Here is an 18,377-nt window from a genome sequence, read left to right on the forward strand (position 1 = left end):
TTATACATTCACGTTGGACGTCCCTCTTCGTGAGTTCATTATACATAAAAGACCTGGCAAAAGAACAAAAGTAAAATTGAATGGGTATTTTTTTCATGAGACTAACTAGATGAAAGAAAACTTCTAATGGGAAGGTTGTGAAAATAGATGTGTCGATAGCAAAGAATTATTTGAAAGAGAACGAACTAGAATCAATGGGACGATTGGTCAACGCTTTTCTACTTCTATTTATCTATGAAACAAAATTTCAAACTTAGATCATACCATTAGTTTGTTCCTGCTTTTATTGTCATATTGTCAGAATGTTGCTTAAGTTGATGAATATCAATATTCTACCACCTGACAATAACCACTGATAATAGGCTGACAATAAAATATTTCTACTTTTATTGTCAGCCTTACTTTTATCTCTTATGATACCTTTATTACCTGATAAACAGTACCTTTATAAGTGTGCTTCGAGGTAATTCCGCACTTTTGTAACAATCTCCCGAAGTGATATACTTTGTTGTCGGACAATGAAATACCGCTTTTCTTCTTCAGATAATTCAGTATCTCGACCGGAGTAAGAAATTCTCCTTCCTCTTTCGTTTGCGCAGCTTTAAAATACTGATAAAACAATTGCAGCATAGCTGGTGTTTGCTCAAACTCACGGTTATTTTCAGTCATAATCTGCTCATCTTCACTGTCAAACCAGTATCGCTCACCATGATAAATCTCGTGCATGGCTTGTGCGTAAAGCTGTTCATAGTCTATCGGCTGTGTAGTGTCGATGTTTCCTGTCACTTCAATGCAGATGAAACGACGGCTTCCCGAAGGATCAGTCAGCAAATCTTTCTGATTGCTTGTACCGATAAATGAGGCATATCGTTGCAATTCAAGTACCGAGCGACCATGCGGTTTCCGAAGATTGACCACAGGCTTTTGGAGAATATGTTTCAGAAATCCCTGTTGCGTCAAAGTAATCTGGTCGAACTCATCAATGTTGATGAGCGCAAACCGATTCAGATACAGTTCCGCATCCCGTTTCTGGCTGAAATCAATACTGTCCGTATAGTAAGCTCGAAGTGCAGGCGGAATCATTTCACGGCAGAAAGTTGATTTATGAGTTCCCTGTACCCCTACTAATATGGGTGATGTACTATTCGCGTGCATTTTATCTACCCCTCTCCAATGCGAAACCATATTCAGGAACCAACGATGGAAAAGCAATTCCCAATGTGGATTGTTGCAAGGAACCCTGTTTGCCAAAGCATGAATGCGGTCTTTACCGTCCCAATGCGGCAAATGAAACAGAAATTCTTCCAGTGGGTTATAGATAGGCACACGGTTGGAATGTAAGTAACGGTCTATGTCCCTGTCCCATACTCCGATTCCTTCAGATTGGGCGTCCAGCATAATACTGTTTTGCGCCCGTTTGTCGATGGGATGGAAATAGAACTGAAACGAGAAACGCTCCCGGTATTCTACTTCTCCAATCTGCGTATTGTAGCGAAACTCATAGCGACGATTCATAAATTCGTCCATTTGCAGGCTAAGGCGTTGTTCTTTAGTCAGACAATTGCCTTTGGCCACTCCTTTGCATTCTTTATATACGTTTCTTACCATTTCGCGTACCAGCATCGGATTTTTTCTTTTGTAATAACGCATGATGGTTCGTCGGGTTACCTCCTCTTCCGGAATGCCGGAGTAGTAGCAGTTTTCGGCAAGTGGGACTACTAAAGTTTGCAAATCACTATCATTCCGATACCACACTTGGTCCATTTCTTCAAATGTTTTCCGCAATGCCGCTTCATAGAGTAATGCTATAGTATCTTCCGTATCATATCCCGGCAAGGCCCGATTTAAAGGAGATGTTTCAGTGCTCGATTTCTCATGATACGTCATTTCACCGGGCATACCGATAGGTTGTGAAAGATAGAAGGGGACAGGGGTGGAACGATAAATCAAGTCCGGATCATAGCTAAGACGTGAGAATTGTTCCAGTTTTGGCTCTTTTAGCAAAATATTGAAAGGGAGTTGAGGCTGATAACATTTGATGGCTAGGCGATAGGCATGCGCTTGAAACACTTCGGCTTCTTCCACTGTTTGCGGCAAAGTGCCGTCCGGCCGTGTGAAGCAAGTCCATATCTTGACACTTTTTCCGCTTGCTCCCATAAAGGCCAGCATTGTCTGGGGAAGTTCGGCAGCCTTTTGCTTCACAATATCCACTTCTGCTTTTCCGGCTAACGGACCAATGGTCAGTTCTACAATACCATTGTAGGTCTTCATTCGTTTCACTCCGTTCACTCGCCCGAAAGCTGCGGCAGGAATCACTCGTGGTAGTTTGCTAGCGAGAGAACAAGGTTCATCGGGCAGAACAAAATGCAGGGCCTGACGTAGTCCGGATACCGGGCGGAGCTTGGTTTCTTTCTTCATTTTCTCTATCAGCAGGTCAATGTCCATCACGCTTAGTGCTTCCGTATCTCCGTTTTCCCTGATTTGTGTAATCTTCATTTCTTTTTATCTTGAATTTTATAGACTTGTAAGTGTTTGTTATTGGTTTCAAAGGTACGGATAAGGTACTCGTAAAACAAGCTATTTGGGCTTTATCATGACAAAGAATGAACTTTTTTAATTCGGATTTTTTTAATTCGCGGCTAATGAAGTTCAGGGCTAATGAAACGGGAGCTGATACATTGGGAAACAGATACGGATGTGCTGTCTACCGCGTATTGTTATGATAAGAAGCAGGTATACTTCCATTCACCTGCCGATATAGTTCAGCTAAAGTGTTGGTATCTGTAGTTCGTCACGGCCGTGACGAGATCTTCCCACGGCCGTGGTAGGAACTTGTCACGGCTGTGGGAAGAAGTCACCACGGCCGTGGGAAGGTAAAGATACCGTTATCTTAGGTAAGCATTCGGTCTCGTGCGTATTCTCTCCAAACTCTTATAAAGTCAAAAGCCAGACGGAGTACGTCTGGCTTTTGACTTTATAAACCTTTCTTGTTTATCCTTTCCAATTAAATGGCAGTAAATCGGAGTAGTCGTTTTTCTCTTCTCTTTCTTTATCCTGTACTCTAATCACCACGTCCTGCATCCATAGTTTTGGGTTCACCTTATTTTCCCTGCAACATCCCATCAGTGAAAAGAATATTGCCGCTGCGTGTGCTGCCTCATGCGATCCGGAGAAGAGTGTATTTTTTCTGTTTACAGTCAACGGTCTAATAGAACGCTCCACCGGATTATTATCAATGCAGAACTGTGCATCATTGACATATCCGGACAGTTGTTCAAAGCGTGTGTACATATAGAATATGGCCTTGGCAACAGGCGATTTATCGACCGTATGTTCATATTCCTCTTTGCACCATTTTTCCAGTCCTTTGATAATAGGGTACGATTTTTCCCGGCGAAGCTTTACTACAGCCTCGCCTTCCAGATGTTCTATCCTGATTTCCTCCTCCACAGCATACAGTCTGCCTATTTGTTCAAGTGCATACCTTGCTCTGGGAGGGTCATTTCCTTCCGCTTCCACAAACTTGCGCCTGACGTGTGCCCAACAGCACAAGTGCAACTTTCCGGGTAGCGTGTCGAACTCGTCATATACTGCAAAGCCGTCACTCTGTACCACGCGGACCTGTCCTGCCAGCAGTGTGTCTATTCCGCTGCTGCCACGCCCCTTGTGATATTCAAAGAAGGGGGTATGAAACCGGGGCAGATAGAAGTTCCACATATACCCGCGATGAAGAGCACCGGGTCGGTCGCTTTCAAGTACGGGGTGGGGCGTCTCATCGGCCATGACGTAATAACTGTCCTTAACCAGTTCACGAAGCTCATTGTAGATCGGCTCCAAACGCTGTGCGGCAGCCATCATCCAGTTACTTACGGTGGAAGGACTCAGATGGATGCCTTCACGCTCAAAAATGTCCAGCTGTCTGTGCAGAGGCAGGTGATCGTAATATTTGGCGGTGGCAATGTGGGACAGTACACTCTCCGAGGCATTGCTGTGAGGGTGTGCCATTACGGGCATGGGAGCAGTTATGATACGACCGTCGGCAAGCCGGTATTTAGGACGGATGATGCGTCTCACATAGAATCGGGCAGGGCTGACGGCATATTGTTCGCTCACTTCCTCCCCCAGCTTCGTCGCTCCCTCCAGAGAAAGACCTTCCGGCATGGGAATGATGATTTCTTCACGGGGAAGGGACGGATCGATGGGCTTACGGGCGTGGGGAGTAATCTTTTGGGTGAAGCTCTTACGGAAACGATTGTAACCATTCTCCGACCGGGCAGATTTCTCAGCCGTTTTCTGCTCCTCCGCTACCGGGTCATTGACATCGGACGGAGATTCAAAACAGATGCTCAATTGGTTGGCATCTTCGGGAAGATGACGTTTTTCACTGGATTTACCCCATAAACGGCGTGTCAAATCAGCCAATTTCCATCTCAGGTCAGCAATGACGGCTGTACAGGCTGAGATTTCCTCAACTTGGCGGGAATACTCCTGCAAAGAGGCTGCGTATTTTCTCTGAAGTTCCGCATGTTCCTTTTCAAGACGTTCACGTTCCTTGCGCAACTCTTCGTACTCTTCCAAAGTAAAGGTAATGACTGGTTCTTTCACTGCATATCCACTTTTTTATTATGTGGCAAAGTTATCAAAATAAACCTGTACGGCTTGTAGGATGGGAGATTACTTTTCAACTGTTTTCCGATACTTTTTAACAGTAAGCAGCTCATTCAGGCGATTCCAGGAAATTTGAAGAAAATCTCTTTTCCGTTCGTCCTTTTTCAAGAAGAAAGAACTGTGGTTCAGACGACGGCATTCCAGTCGGTATTCGTCCTCGCACCGATAGAGGATATGCAATCTGCTACGGGAACGGTCAAGAAAAATATGACAACTCTGCTCTGACACGCAAGAACCCGTGTGCCGGATGACCTCGCCACAAAGACCGTCAATACCTTTATGGAAATTACAACCATTGGGATAAAGGTAATAAGACCAGAAAGGACTGTTACGGAAAAGACCAAGACCTAAGGGGAGAAGTAGATCCTGAGGAGAATGGATGCCAAGACTGGAAGCCGAAACTTTATAACGACGACCACCATCAAATATGAAAAGAACAGAATCAAAATGGTTAGACTCGGATAAGAGACTACGCAGCTTTTCACTTTCACTAGAAAATACTAATACTGAACACATAATGGATTAAGATGATTATGAAGGCACAAAGGTAGGAAAGAAAAGAAGGGAAAGAAACACGCACGAGCCCGAATGCTTACTTATCTTAACCGAACAATACCTACTTGTTAAGTGAAAGATACCAGTTACATAACATTCATTTAATGGGGTTATATTCATTTGATAAAGGGGATGTATTTCCTATATCCTGTTTACTGACATTGAACTTCCTCTCTTTCAATACAAAACTTCCTGTATTTATTTCCGTATTTCCACTGTGTTTCAAAAAAAATACATATCTTTGTCATGCGCTTTCTACTCATCAGCGTGATGAAATAGGTGGAAAGCGTTTTTATTTTTAGTAGGAATATTAACGTATTGTCCCTCATACTTGAAATCTAGCAAATTTCTTTTCCAAAGAGGGATGATTCAACAGATATTCCACGCGAACGGTCGTATATCAACATATCGATGTAAGATGTGTTATATATAAACGATTAGCGTGGGTGTCTGTTGTTATCATTATCTTTTGGAAAGGTTTGCTAGGCCTCAAGTATGGATAATGATTCAACAGCATTCACGCTTTTCTTGTATCCGGTTGGTTTCATAATCCTTAAAAATCCCCAACCAATTCCCCGTCCGTCCGGAATGCAAGAAGCGCGAATGTGTGTTGCATCAACATCGATAGAGCGCTATTTACTCCTCATTGTCTAACAAATAAAAAACAAACACTATGTCAGAATGGATTAGCATAGAAGCAGCAGCCGAAAAATACCGGCTTGAAAAAGAGTATATACGGCTTTGGGTGGAAATGAAAAAAGTCGCAGTGTCTTATGCGGATGATGTCGTTACTGTAGACGATGATAGTCTTCAAGAATTTATAAAACGGACCAAGCTGGGAATTACGTCAGAATATATCGACGCATTAGAGCAGCTTTGCATGGAGAAAAACAAGTCTTGCAGACTGTATGTCTCGCTATTGGATATGCGTGACCAAGAATTAATGGCCATGAGAGGACAGGGCTCACGATTGGATGGCTTATGGAAAATGGTGGAGGAACAATACGAAAGACTGCGAAATTTTGAGAAAGAGACTATATCCGACAATATAATTTGCAGCAATTGCTGGATCAGAAAAATATGCAGAAGGTTGAAACGAATCCTATAACATCCTGCAGCGAACCTGATCTATCAAATAATAGGCTGACAATAAAAGTTGAAAGTTTTTATTGTCAGCCTATTGTCATGGCTTATTGTCAGCATGTAAACGATTGGTAATCATTCTACTATTCAAAGAAATCCTTAGCTGACAATAAGAAACATCAAATTAATATGTATACCTAAAACCTATGAAAAACGATTGTTAATAACGCGCATCGCTGCCGTATAGTATTCGCATGGAACCATAATCTGAATTCCTCTTGCACCATTATCTTTTATTGAAACCTGAATATAAGCAGCATTCAAGCGGCTTTTCATGCTGGCCACTTCCCAAGGGCTACCAGCAAAAACATCAATCTGGGAAATCTTTCTACCTGTAATCATCTTCTTTTGTGTTTTTAGTTTTAATTGTAACTGTTGCAAATATAGGAGATAGAAATGAATTAGAGGTGCAAATTTGTTTCATATATAGTATACAAATGATTCATTGAATCAGGATTTCTATTAATTGACCAGTTTGTAACATAGAAAATTCTGTTTTTTCTCGCATTGTCTTATTTCTTATTTTGTGCATTTGTGATTATCTCTACAAGACTATTGATATAAACTTCTATATTATCATAAGCTGTACTTAGATCTCTTCCGCTAGCATCATATTTGTTGGGATTCAATCCATTGGCGGTTTCCCATTCGTCAGGCATGCCGTCATTGTCAGAATCGGTAACTTGTGGCAATGATTTTAATGTTGGCCATGCACTCCAGTCGCTACCAGCTCCGGAAGGCTTTAGGTCTTTCTGACTATCGATAAGTCCGCCCTTAGGATAATTCTGACTTTTCCAATGGATGATACCTTTGTCGCAATGTTCACAAGGACCGTTCGGACAGGGTTCATCTCCTAATCCGTTGTGTTCGTTCTTTCCGATGAATTGTGCCGTTCCTGTGCGTGTCTCTTCAACGATACGAGTATCTATATCATCTCGTTTGAGACTGCAACCCGCATATTTCAACACCAGTTCGTAAGCTTTTTGTGCCGTGTGGGTAGTTACCGCATCTACTTCTACCGGAGTATCCCGTTTCAGTTCATCAAGAGAGTGACCGGTGTTGTTACGGATACCAGTCCAGTTGTCTTTGTTCACTTTTGCGGCTGCTGCTTCTGTCAGTTGGTTTCCTGCCTCGAAGTAATTCCGGCTGATATGATACTGTCCCAATACCCCTTTGATCGGTGCAAAATCTCCATCAGAAGAGCTGATGTCGATAGCCATCACACGGTTGGCCACTTTGGCATCCGTAGCGGGTCCGGGTTTGTAGTAGTTGTCCACAATGTTAATACCCATTGCTGCTCCGCCATAACATCCGTTACCGCTCCAGTTATAAATAACATTATTACGCATATCAGTACGTTCCTGACCTTGATATTTTACTCCGGAACCGAAACGTGGTGTGCGACTGTCATGGTGTGCCATCAGATTATGATGATAAGAAGCGTTGACTCCTCCCCAAATACCGCCATATCCATGAGGGCCTTTGGTATGTCCCGATAAGCGGAGACTTTCTGAAATAATACACCATTGCATAGTAAAGTTAGTATTATCATAGAATGAAGCACATTCGTCAGTGCTCCAACTGATGGAACAATGGTCAATCATGATATTGTTTTTCTGGCGTCCTCCCAGAGCATCTGCACCGTCGGAAGCCGAAGAGCCCAGCAAATCCGTATCTCCCATCCGGAAACGCAGGTATCGTAGAATTACATTATCGGCCGATACATTTACTGGAAAGTGAGCCAGGCAGATACCGTCTCCGGGAGCTGTCTGTCCGGCTATCGTGACATCACCGTTCCGAATGTCCAGTGTCGATTTTAGATAAATGGTGCCGGATATACAGAAGACAATTATACGAGGCTCCTTTTGTTCGATGGCATACCGGAGGGTACCCGGTGCTTTGGAGTCTTCCAGGGATCTGACAATATATACCTTTCCGCCTCTTCCTCCTGTAGTGTTCATTCCTCCTCCTTCAGCTCCGGGAAAGGCATATGCTGTTTCTTCCACTGGTGGAGATACGGAGGGAGAATCCGGTGGAGTCTCCTGTTCTTTATTATCTTCATTGACTGAAGATGTGGAACAGGAGGAGAACGCTTCTACTTGTGTGGCAAACAGTAGTGCCACGAAAATGAATTTTACCTTGTTGTTTTTCATATCTTACCTGATTTTTTATAAAGTGTGATGATAGTGATACTGATACAAATGTAAGCGGATAGAATTTGATAGACAACTGGTTGCATAGATAGTGCACCAGATTGCACAAAAAGTCCGCAACTTTTGAATGATATTAAAAAAGTCCACGCAAACAAACAAATAGTGAGAAAGTATTCATGTTGTTCCGTATACTTTTGTAACGTGAAATAGTAACTGCTCAAGGCAGGACGACCAAATAATAATGGAATAAGAATCTATCATTAAGAATATAACAAATAATTTATGAAAGCACATTTATTCTCGAAGATGTCCCAAGGACTATTGTTGTTATCAGCTTTGCTGGCAACAAGTTGCAAGGAAAGTAGCAATAACTTTTTTGTTCCCGACCATGAAGCCCCTTCTTTGGTGTCTGTTACTCCTGCAAATGGTGAAACGGCAGAAGAAAACAATACGATTCTGCTTACTTTTAACGAGTATGTGAAAGCGGGAGAAGGGAAAGCGAATTTTAATGGCGAGGAAGTGGAGTTGACTTTCAAAGGTAAAACAGCGTCTTACGCTTATACTGCTTTGGACTATAATCAGGCCTGTCAGTTCAGCCTCCCCAAAGGTGCAGTCATAGACTTTCAGGGAAATGTATTCGAAGGTGTCAGTATTCAGTTTACAATCAGAGAACGTCCTCAACCGGAAGCACGCATATTTGATGCGGTGGTCAGTCCTGACGGAAAGGGAAATTATACCAGTATACAGAAAGCAGTAGATAATGTCCCCTCGAAAAGAACGGAACCCTGGCTCATTTTCGTGATGAACGGAACGTATGAAGAACAAATTATCATTCCTGAAGACAAACCGTATATTCATCTCATCGGACAGGATGTGGATAAGACAATTGTCAAGTTACGGATTAACAGCTCAACCGAAGCCAGTGCGACTGATCCGGATGTGTGGAAGTACTCTTATAAGAACTTAGGAAAAACGGAAGCCGCTATGGTATCAGTGAAAGCTACGGATTTTTACGCAGAGAATATATCTTTTGTAAACGGATATGGCAAAGAATTGCAGAAAGGTCCTATGGCATTGGCAATGTATACCCAGAATGACCGCAACTCATTCAATAATTGCAAATTCCTCTCGTACCAAGATACCTGGCAGACCGGACCTAAATCGGATAACGGCAGACTGTATGCACAGAATTGCTGGATTGAAGGAGCCGTTGATTACTTCTATGGAAACGGGAATTGCTTCCTCGAACATTGCACCTTTTATAATATGAGGGATGGCGCAATTATTGTTGCTCCTTCTCATAAAGTAGGAACACGCTGGGGATATGTGATGAATAATTGCGTAGTGGATGGAAATGAATTGGCTGATACAGAAAGAGTCAAGTTGGGACGTCCCTGGCATAATTCTCCGATAGCTGTATATCTCAATACCATCTTTAATATAAAAATAGCTCCGGAAGGATGGACGGATATGGGAGCTATTCCTCAAATGTTTGCTGAATATAACAGTAAAGATAAAGAAGGGAATACAGTCGATTTAAGCCAGCGTAAAACGCAATATACTTACCAGGATGAACAAGAGAATCCGGTGACAGGCATTTGTCAGGCTGTTCTTTCGGCAGGTGAGGCGGCGCGGTATACATACGAAAACGTTGTTCGCGAGGGCGATAATTGGGACCCGAAGAAATATATGGAACAAGTTTCCGCACCGGAAAATCTGAAAAGAGAAAACGGAGTATTAAGTTGGGATGCTTCGAAATATGCGATTTGTTATTTGGTGATTGCAAATGATGAAACAGTACAAATAACCAAAGAAACGTCTTGTAATATTGAGACAGGAAAGACGTATCAGGTGAAGGCTGTCAGCGAGTACGGGTCTTTGAGTGAACCTTCGCAGGAATGATGACAATTAAAAACTTTAAAATATGAAAACGATAAGCAAAGTATTCAGTTGTATATTGGCTTTTTCTTCTCTGTTGGGGAGTGTGGAAGGGCAAAACAGGTATAAAATATGGTATGATAAACCCGCTTCTTATTGGGAAGAAGCGCTTCCGATTGGTAATGGACGGATTGCAGCAATGGTGTTCGGTGATCCCCAACTGGAACAAATACAGTTGAACGAAGAAACAGTGTCGGCAGGCTCTCCCTACCAAAACTATAATGAAGAAGCGAAAGCGGCTTTGCCGGAAATGCGGCGGTTGATTTTTGAAGGAAAATACGAAGAAGCGCAGAACATGGCGGCAACGAAGATTCTTTCACAAGTGGGGAATGAAATGCCTTATCAGACGGTAGGTCGTCTGAATATCCGTTATCAAGACCACAAAAAGGTAAGTAATTACTACCGTGACCTGGATATAAGCAATGCAATGACTGTGACCCGCTACAAAGTAGACGGAGTGGAATTTACTGAAGAAACATTTGCATCATTTACCGATCAGCTGGTTATCAGGCATATCAAATCATCTAAACCGGGAGCAATCAATTGCGAACTGTTTTTTAATACACCGATGAGAGATCCGAAGCGTAGTATCTATGGAAAGAAGGGGTTGCGTTTGGAAGGTATTACGCATGGCAGTCGTTATTTTCCGGGAAAGGTGCACTATTGCGCTGACTTGGATGTGAAAAACAAAGGCGGAGAAGTGACAATGGCTAATGATACGCTGCTTAGTGTTCAGGGCGCCAGCGAACTTACATTGTACATCTCGATGGCAACAAACTTCGTCAATTATAAAGATATATCGGGTGATCCGTATCAGCGGAATAAAACCTATCTGAAAAATGCGGAGAAGGAGTATGATAAGGCGAAAGCTGCCCATATAGCTGCTTATCAGGAGCAATTCAACCGTGTGACTTTGGATTTGGGTGAAACTTCCCAGGTTAATAAACCGATGGATGTACGTATCAAGGAGTTTTCTTCATCCTATGATCCGGCATTGATAGCGTTGTATTTCCAGTATGGACGTTACTTATTAATTGCATCTTCACAGCCCGGATGCCAGCCCGCCAACTTGCAGGGCAAATGGAATCATAACCCGGGACCTCCCTGGAGCTGCAATTATACAACGAATATTAATGCTGAAATGAATTACTGGCCGGCGGAAATCACCAACTTGGCCGAACTTCATAAACCATTCATCCAGATGGTACGTGAATTAAGCGAGAATGGGCGTGAAGCTGCGAGCCGGATGTATGGTTGTCGTGGCTGGGTATTGCATCATAATACGGATTTGTGGCGTATGACGGGTGCGGTGGACCGTCCTTATTGTGGAACGTGGCCTGTGGCTAACGCATGGCTTTGCCAGCATTTATGGGACCGTTATTTGTTTTCCGGTGATAAGAAATATTTGGAGGAAGCATATCCGATGATGAAAAGCGCTTCGGAGTTCTTTGTCGACTTTTTGGTACGCGACCCGAATACAGGTTATTTGGTTGTTACTCCTTCCAATTCACCCGAAAATTCTCCGCGCTGGATAAAGAAAAAAAGTAATCTTTTTGCAGGAATTACGATGGATAATCAGTTGGTTTTTGATTTATTTTCAAATACATGCGAAGCTGCCAAAGTGCTGAACGCAGATACCGATTTTTGTGATACATTGAAGAATATGCGCCGGCAGTTGCCTCCGATGCAGGTAGGGCAGTACGGACAATTGCAGGAATGGTTTGAAGACTGGGATCATCCTAATGATCGTCACCGGCACATCTCTCATCTTTGGGGGCTATATCCCGGTTATCAGATTTCTCCTTATCGCTCTCCGGTACTCTTTGAAGCTGCAAAAAATACATTGATACAACGGGGGGATCCTTCTACCGGTTGGTCAATGGGATGGAAAGTTTGTTTTTGGTCTCGTATGCTTGACGGGGATCATGCTTATCAGTTGATAAAGAATCAGTTGACTTATGTCAGTCCTGAAATACAGAAAGGACAGGGAGGCGGAACGTATCCTAATTTGTTCGACGCGCATCCACCTTTCCAAATAGATGGGAACTTTGGTTGCACGGCTGGTATTGCCGAAATGTTGGTGCAAAGTCATGACGGTGCGATTCATCTGTTGCCTTCGTTGCCTTCGGAATGGAAGAGCGGGACAGTGAAAGGGTTGCGTGCCCGAGGAGGTTTTTTGATTGATGAATTGACCTGGAAGGACGGTAAGCTGGTAAAAGCTGTGTTACGTTCGGAAATTGGAGGCAATCTGCGTCTGCGCTCTTACTGGAAATTGGCTGCTGAAGGAGCATCGTTGAAACAGAAGAAGGAAGAAGAAGCGAATCCGAACGCATTATTTAAAGTACAGCAAATCTCACGTCCGATGATTAGTGAGAAAGCGCCTTTAAAAGGAGTGGCATTACGTGATACTTATTTGTATGATGTGGATACACGCGAAGGAGAAGTGATAATTATTACAGTAAAATAAGGCATTCTATATAAAAAGTCCACGCTTTTGCATAAATAATGAGTGGAAAACAGCTGTAAAAGTGTGACTTTTGTAACATCAAAAATGAAACAAATTAATCAAGATAATACTATGGATGTACAAAGACATTTATTTTTGCGAAGATGCTTCGCGTATATATGTTGCTTGCTCTTGTGCTTTATAACGGCGACAACAGTATATGCACAGAAGGTATCTGTGAAAGGAACAGTGGTGGATACCAACGGCGATGCTATTATTGGTGCTAGTGTGAAGGTGTTGAAAAAGTCCTCCGTCGGTACAATTACCGACTTGGATGGAAATTTCACTTTGTCTGTTCCCGAAGATGCAACAAAGTTGGAAATTAGTTTTGTAGGAATGAAATCAGTTGTTGCGACTGTGAAACCGGGCAAACATCTGAAAGTTGTGTTGGAAGAAGACAATCAGACTTTGGACGAAGTGGTAGTGGTAGGGTACGGAACCTCACGCCGCGGAGATTTGACCGGTGCGATTTCTTCAGTGAGTGAGAAGGTTTTGAAGGATATTCCGATAACTTCTGCGGCTGCGGCTATTACAGGAAAACTGGCAGGTGTGAATGTCGTGGCTACTGATGGATCGCCCGATGCAACAATCCAGATTACAGTACGTGGTGGTGGTTCTATTACCCAGGACAATTCACCGTTATATATTGTTGACGGTTTTCAGGTGAGTAATATCAATGATATTCCTCCCGGTGATATTCAAAGCATTGATGTTTTGAAAGATGCTTCTTCTACCGCCATCTATGGAGCTAAAGGTGCGAACGGCGTTATTCTTGTTACTACAAAAAGCGGTAAGGCGGGAAAAACAGAAATCTCATTCAATGCTCACTGGGGTGTCAGTAATGTGTATAATCTGACGGGGGTACTTTCACCTTACGAATACTACTGTTATCAGAAAGAACTTGATCCGGGCACCTCTCTGACCAGTAGCATTAATTCGATGTATGGACGTTGGGACGACCGCAATATTTATCGTTCGGTAGAAGGCACGAACTGGCAGGATAAAGTATATGGAAACACCGGATTCAAACAAAGCTATAACGTTGGTATAACAGGAGGAACGGATGCCACATTGCGTTATAATTTGAGTTATACGCGGGATGATGAGAAGTACATTATGCTCAACTCCAATTATGTGAGGGATAACTTGAGTGTGAAGATGGATAAAAAGTTGAGTAACAAATTGAAGTTTGAGTTTTCCAGCCGTTTGACTAGAATGGTGATTGACGGTGCGGGTACCAATGGAGGTAAATTGAGAGATGCCGTTCTTTTCTCGCCAATCAACAGCCTTGCAAGTATAGATGCGGGAGATGCTTTGGGGGGTGAAATTGATTACTCGGATGATGCATTGTTATCATCATTGAATGATCCTGTATATAATACGGTGAATGAGTATAAGAAGCAAAACCAGTTTTCTATGACTTATAATGCCGGCTTTAACTGGGAAATTGTTAAAGGATTGACTTATCAGCTGAAAGGTAGTTACGCATACACTTATAATTATACCGATAATGTCTGGTTAAAGAAAACCGGAGAGTCGAGCTCCAATGCCGGTCAGCCCGTAGCCAAACGTACGGATGAGAAAGGTGCACGATGGAACTTGCAGAACATATTGAGTTACCGGTTCTCTCTGAAAAAGAATCACCGTCTTGATCTGATGGCCGGACATGAAATGGTGAGTAATTACAGAAATCAGATGATTGCCTCATCCAAATATTATCCTATGGATTTTACGGCGAGCGAAGTGTTGGCTATGTGGAACTATGGAGAATCCCAACCAACGTATACCACTCTTGGTGAACCTTCTCGTACGGCATCTTACTTCGGTCGTTTAAACTATGCTTTCAAAGACCGGTACATGTTCACTTTTACAGCCCGTGCCGACGGAACGAATGTGTTCGCTCCTGAAAACCGTTGGGGATTTTTCCCGGGTATGGCATTGGCATGGCGCATTTCCCAGGAAAAATTTATGAAGCAGACGGAAGACTGGCTGGATAATCTGAAACTTCGTGTGAGTTACGGGTCAGTTGGTAATGCGCGTGTCAATTCATACTGGAGACAGGATTATAAAATGGAATCTTCTGCCAATAGGCAATATTATCTAAATGAAACAGTACAGAGTGCCCTGAAATTGCAGAACACCTTGCGGAACGAGAATCTGACTTGGGAAACGAAGTTATCCTCTAATGTGGGAATAGATGCCAGCCTCTTTAATAGCCGTTTGAATGTGACGGTTGACTTCTATAATGATATAACGAAAGATTTAATCTTACGCATGGATCTTCCTTCAAATTCGGGATATGAATATCAGTATCAGAATGTAGGCCGCAGTACGAACAGGGGAGTTGAACTTACGCTTAGCGGAACGATTATCAATAGTAAAGATTTCTATCTGGGCGCTAACTTCAATATATCATTCAATAAAAATATAGTGAATAAACTGGATGGAACGGCAACCGTATTGAGTGCGCAATCCAACTGGCGACCGGATATCGGCTCTGATGATTTTCGTGCTATTGTAGGTCAGGCGGTAGGACAGATTTATGGATTCGAAGTAGAGGGCTTTTATTCTGTAGACGACTTTACGTTTGATGAGAATACGAAAAAATGGATACTGAATGAAGGGGTAGTAGACGACAGGGCTTTGTTCTCTAATGACCTGCCTAACTTTGGTCCGGGCTTTATCAAACTGAAGGATCAGAATAATGACGGTGTGATCGATGCGGATAATGACCGTAAAGTGATCGGTAGTGTACAGCCAAAGCATATTGGCGGATTCGGGCTGAATGCTGCATGGAGAGGGTTTGACTTGGCGGCAATGTTCAACTGGTCATATGGCAATAAAGTATATAATGCCAATAAGATTATGGCATCCACTCATACGAATCGTAAATATAATAATATCAGAGATTTTATGAGTTTGGAAAACCGTTGGTCGATTATTGATCCGGAAACGGGTGCCAATGTAATGTATGGTAATGACGCCAATCCGGAACGCTTTGTTGAAATCAATTCCAAAGCCTCTATCTGGATGCCTATGATGGGGCGTACGCTTGTGACGGACTGGGCGATTGAAGATGGTTCTTTTTTGCGTTGTAGTAACCTGACGTTAGGGTATACGCTTCCGGTTACTGTGACTCGTAAGCTAGGAGTCAAGAACCTGCGCGTGTATGCTACGGCCAATAACCTGTTTTGCTGGACAGCTTATTCCGGACAGGATCCTGAAGTGAGCACACAACGTTCTACCCCTTTGACTCCGGGTGTGGATTATTCTGCATATCCGAAAGCACATTCTTATGTATTCGGTCTTAATGTTACTTTTTAATACTTGAAAAATGAAAATACAGAAACTATTTTTAGCGGTTTTATCCTCCTCTGTGTTATGCACTTCGTGTATGGATAATTTTTTGGATACCGAAAGTCCTTCTATTCCAAGTGATGAGAATCTGTTTAAATCGACTGCTCTGACGGAAGCAGCCCTGATGGGTGTATATGCGACAATGACGGACACCTATATATATGGTCAGAAACTGTGTGTCAACTGGCAGGGAGCTTCTGACGTGGAGGTTGGCTCGGGTGCGTTTTCTACGGAAAACTATAATTCGACACTTCGTGATGAAGGTGCTGGCAATTTTTATGACGATAATTATAACCGGAATACCAGATGGGACAAACTTTATTATCTGGCAGAATCCGCCACTACTATCGTAGATGGTATACGTCGGTCACCGTTGATGCAATCTACTTCGGACAAGGCTGCCATGCGTAGATATTTAGGAGAGGCATTAGCACTAAAAGCGTTAGGCTATTTTGAATTGATTCGTTATTGGGGAGATGTGCCATATAAAGAGCATGCGTCTGAAAGCGGATTGGGAAATGTCTATATAGGAAAAGTGGATCGTGATATTGTTTATAATTATATCATAGAGGATTTGAAAGAGGCAATTGAATATCTGCCTTGGATGGGAGAAGAATCATATACGGTAGAACGCATGAATAAAGGTTTTGCCAAAGGACTGCTGGCAAAAGTAGCGCTATTTGCCGGAGGATGGTCTGTACGGGATGGAAATCAGTTTCCGGACTTGGATGTGGAACATCATCCGACCATTCCGGAAATGAACGGATATTTCGTCGGTCGCCCTAAGAATTGGAAAGATTATTATGAACTGGCTGCCAAACAGTGTGCGGAGATTTTGGGAGCGACTGATAATCCTCATGAGCTTGATCCCAGTTATGAGAATATTTGGTCTACTGTCAATCATCTGGAATACAACAAGTATAATGAAAACCTGTTTGAAGTTGCTTTTGGTGAAGGACAGAATGGAGATGTGGGGGCCACGATGGGATACAACCTGAACAGAGGGGTTTTTAATACCACCCAAGGTATGGGAGGGGCAGGATATGCGGCTACTACTGCTTACTATTTTTATTCATTTGATCCGGCAGACACCCGTCGGGATGTTACTTGTGTTTTCCAGGAATATATCAATGAGAATGGAAAAAATAAGGAAGTTATTCGCTGTAATCCATTAGGAGTGGCTTGTGGTAAATGGCGTTGGTATTGGATGACTGATAATTATATGAAAGTCCGTTTCCCGAAAGCTAATTCACGTATTGCTACTGGTATCAACTGGATTTTGATGCGGTATTCAGATATTTACCTGATGTTTGCGGAGGCTCAAAATGTATTGACAGGGCCGGATGCAGTTAGTCCGATTGCCGGTATGTCTCCCCGACAGGCTTTGGAAAAGGTTCGTGAAAGAGCATTTGGTACTGGTGCTCCCGAAATCACGCAGTATGACGCGGATTTCTTCACGGCTATTGTCAATGAACGGGCATGGGAGTTTGGTTGTGAATCTATTCGTCGTCAGGATTTGACACGTTGGGGATTGTTGGCGGAGAAAATAGAAGAGATGAAAATAGGTCTTTGTATGTTGTATGACTACAAGCCGGTGACTATTTTCGGGAAGACTTATCAAGTGGATGAAATACCGAGAAAAATCTATTATAAATATGAAGACTCTGATAATCCGGAATACATTGATATGTCGTCTGTTAACTTCAATGAGGATATGGGAACCGGTACTGCTTCTACATCAAAAGGACAGTATGAGTGCAACTGGATCAGTATGCAGGTGACATTGAATAAGGATGGTGATATAAATGCAACCCTGAATACTAATTATGTGAAAACAATGGCTAGAATATTGGTTTGCGGTACAGGGCTGAATGCGTCTTACGACTATTCGAATTTGTTTGGCAGGCTGAACTGGGGCGGTGAAGCCGAAGCGGAGTTCCGTAAATATTCTGTTGGTAATGGAGTGTGTAATTATCGCCATGTATTCGCTATTTATTATGAGGATGTCAATAAGACGCAAGGGTATGTTTCTAATTCGTATGGTTATAAATAATTAA

General features: G+C 42.7%; 10 protein-coding genes and 1 pseudogene. 6 read left to right on the plus strand and 5 right to left on the minus strand.

Translation table 11 applies throughout. The features are described 5' to 3' along the window. Positions 1-125: 125 nt before the first annotated feature. Positions 126-221 (plus strand): annotated as a pseudogene (locus H8796_RS09150) (hypothetical protein); the annotation flags it as partial. A gap of 190 nt (positions 222-411) precedes the next feature. On the opposite strand, the gene H8796_RS09155 reads toward H8796_RS09150, so the two are convergent. From H8796_RS09155 to tnpB, 3 genes are all read right to left on the minus strand, one after another. Then, positions 412-2,496 (minus strand): BT4734/BF3469 family protein, encoded by a 2,085-nt coding sequence (locus H8796_RS09155; RefSeq protein ID WP_117935587.1) that lies wholly within the window; start codon positions 2,494-2,496, stop codon positions 412-414. A 495-nt stretch (positions 2,497-2,991) separates the two neighbouring features. Beyond that, a complete protein-coding gene (locus tag H8796_RS09160) occupies positions 2,992-4,605 on the minus strand; it encodes an IS66 family transposase (protein WP_117932118.1) in 1,614 nt (537 codons plus the stop codon). Positions 4,606-4,674: 69 nt separating this feature from the next. Then, complete coding sequence (gene tnpB, locus H8796_RS09165; protein ID WP_117932120.1) at positions 4,675-5,184, minus strand: IS66 family insertion sequence element accessory protein TnpB; 510 nt, start codon at positions 5,182-5,184, stop codon at positions 4,675-4,677. Between the two features lie 712 nt (positions 5,185-5,896). Between tnpB and H8796_RS09170 the strand changes: the two genes are divergently transcribed. Then, the gene (locus tag H8796_RS09170) at positions 5,897-6,331 is read left to right on the plus strand and encodes a hypothetical protein (RefSeq protein WP_117936128.1); all 435 of its coding nucleotides are present in this window, start codon (positions 5,897-5,899) and stop codon (positions 6,329-6,331) included. A gap of 179 nt (positions 6,332-6,510) precedes the next feature. On the opposite strand, the gene H8796_RS09175 is transcribed toward H8796_RS09170, so the two are convergent. Together H8796_RS09175 and H8796_RS09180 are read right to left on the minus strand one after the other, a co-directional pair. Beyond that, positions 6,511-6,708: a DUF2007-related protein gene (locus H8796_RS09175; RefSeq protein WP_117936126.1), complete on the minus strand. Its 198-nt coding sequence runs from the start codon at positions 6,706-6,708 to the stop codon at positions 6,511-6,513. 170 nt (positions 6,709-6,878) lie between these two features. Beyond that, complete coding sequence (locus H8796_RS09180) at positions 6,879-8,519, minus strand: pectate lyase (protein WP_117936124.1); 1,641 nt, start codon at positions 8,517-8,519, stop codon at positions 6,879-6,881. A gap of 282 nt (positions 8,520-8,801) precedes the next feature. On the opposite strand from H8796_RS09180, the gene H8796_RS09185 reads away from it, so the two are divergent. The 4 genes from H8796_RS09185 (at position 8,802) to H8796_RS09200 (ending at position 18,373) form a co-directional block, all read left to right on the plus strand. Next, a complete protein-coding gene (locus H8796_RS09185; protein ID WP_049701771.1) occupies positions 8,802-10,421 on the plus strand; it encodes a pectinesterase family protein in 1,620 nt (539 codons plus the stop codon). 22 nt (positions 10,422-10,443) lie between these two features. Continuing rightward, positions 10,444-12,924 (plus strand): glycoside hydrolase N-terminal domain-containing protein, encoded by a 2,481-nt coding sequence (locus tag H8796_RS09190; protein WP_049701772.1) that lies wholly within the window; start codon positions 10,444-10,446, stop codon positions 12,922-12,924. A gap of 111 nt (positions 12,925-13,035) precedes the next feature. Continuing rightward, entirely contained in the window at positions 13,036-16,287 is a 3,252-nt protein-coding gene (locus H8796_RS09195; protein ID WP_004305006.1) for a TonB-dependent receptor, read from the plus strand. Positions 16,288-16,297: 10 nt separating this feature from the next. Next, the gene (locus H8796_RS09200; protein WP_004305005.1) at positions 16,298-18,373 is read left to right on the plus strand and encodes a RagB/SusD family nutrient uptake outer membrane protein; all 2,076 of its coding nucleotides are present in this window, start codon (positions 16,298-16,300) and stop codon (positions 18,371-18,373) included. Positions 18,374-18,377 lie beyond the last annotated feature (4 nt).

This window comes from Bacteroides sp. M10, assembly GCF_014334015.1.
Taxonomy (GTDB): domain Bacteria; phylum Bacteroidota; class Bacteroidia; order Bacteroidales; family Bacteroidaceae; genus Bacteroides; species Bacteroides intestinigallinarum.

Excerpts from the sequence above, each read along its gene's own strand:
- H8796_RS09180 (WP_117936124.1), bottom strand. The coding sequence starts at position 8,519 with ATGAAAAACAACAAGGTAAAATTCATTTTCGTGGCACTACTGTTTGCC.
- H8796_RS09155 (WP_117935587.1), bottom strand. The coding sequence starts at position 2,496 with ATGAAGATTACACAAATCAGGGAAAACGGAGATACGGAAGCACTAAGC.
- tnpB (WP_117932120.1), bottom strand. The coding sequence starts at position 5,184 with ATGTGTTCAGTATTAGTATTTTCTAGTGAAAGTGAAAAGCTGCGTAGT.
- H8796_RS09200 (WP_004305005.1), top strand. The coding sequence starts at position 16,298 with ATGAAAATACAGAAACTATTTTTAGCGGTTTTATCCTCCTCTGTGTTA.
- H8796_RS09175 (WP_117936126.1), bottom strand. The coding sequence starts at position 6,708 with ATGATTACAGGTAGAAAGATTTCCCAGATTGATGTTTTTGCTGGTAGC.
- H8796_RS09195 (WP_004305006.1), top strand. The coding sequence starts at position 13,036 with ATGGATGTACAAAGACATTTATTTTTGCGAAGATGCTTCGCGTATATA.
- H8796_RS09185 (WP_049701771.1), top strand. The coding sequence starts at position 8,802 with ATGAAAGCACATTTATTCTCGAAGATGTCCCAAGGACTATTGTTGTTA.
- H8796_RS09170 (WP_117936128.1), top strand. The coding sequence starts at position 5,897 with ATGTCAGAATGGATTAGCATAGAAGCAGCAGCCGAAAAATACCGGCTT.
- H8796_RS09190 (WP_049701772.1), top strand. The coding sequence starts at position 10,444 with ATGAAAACGATAAGCAAAGTATTCAGTTGTATATTGGCTTTTTCTTCT.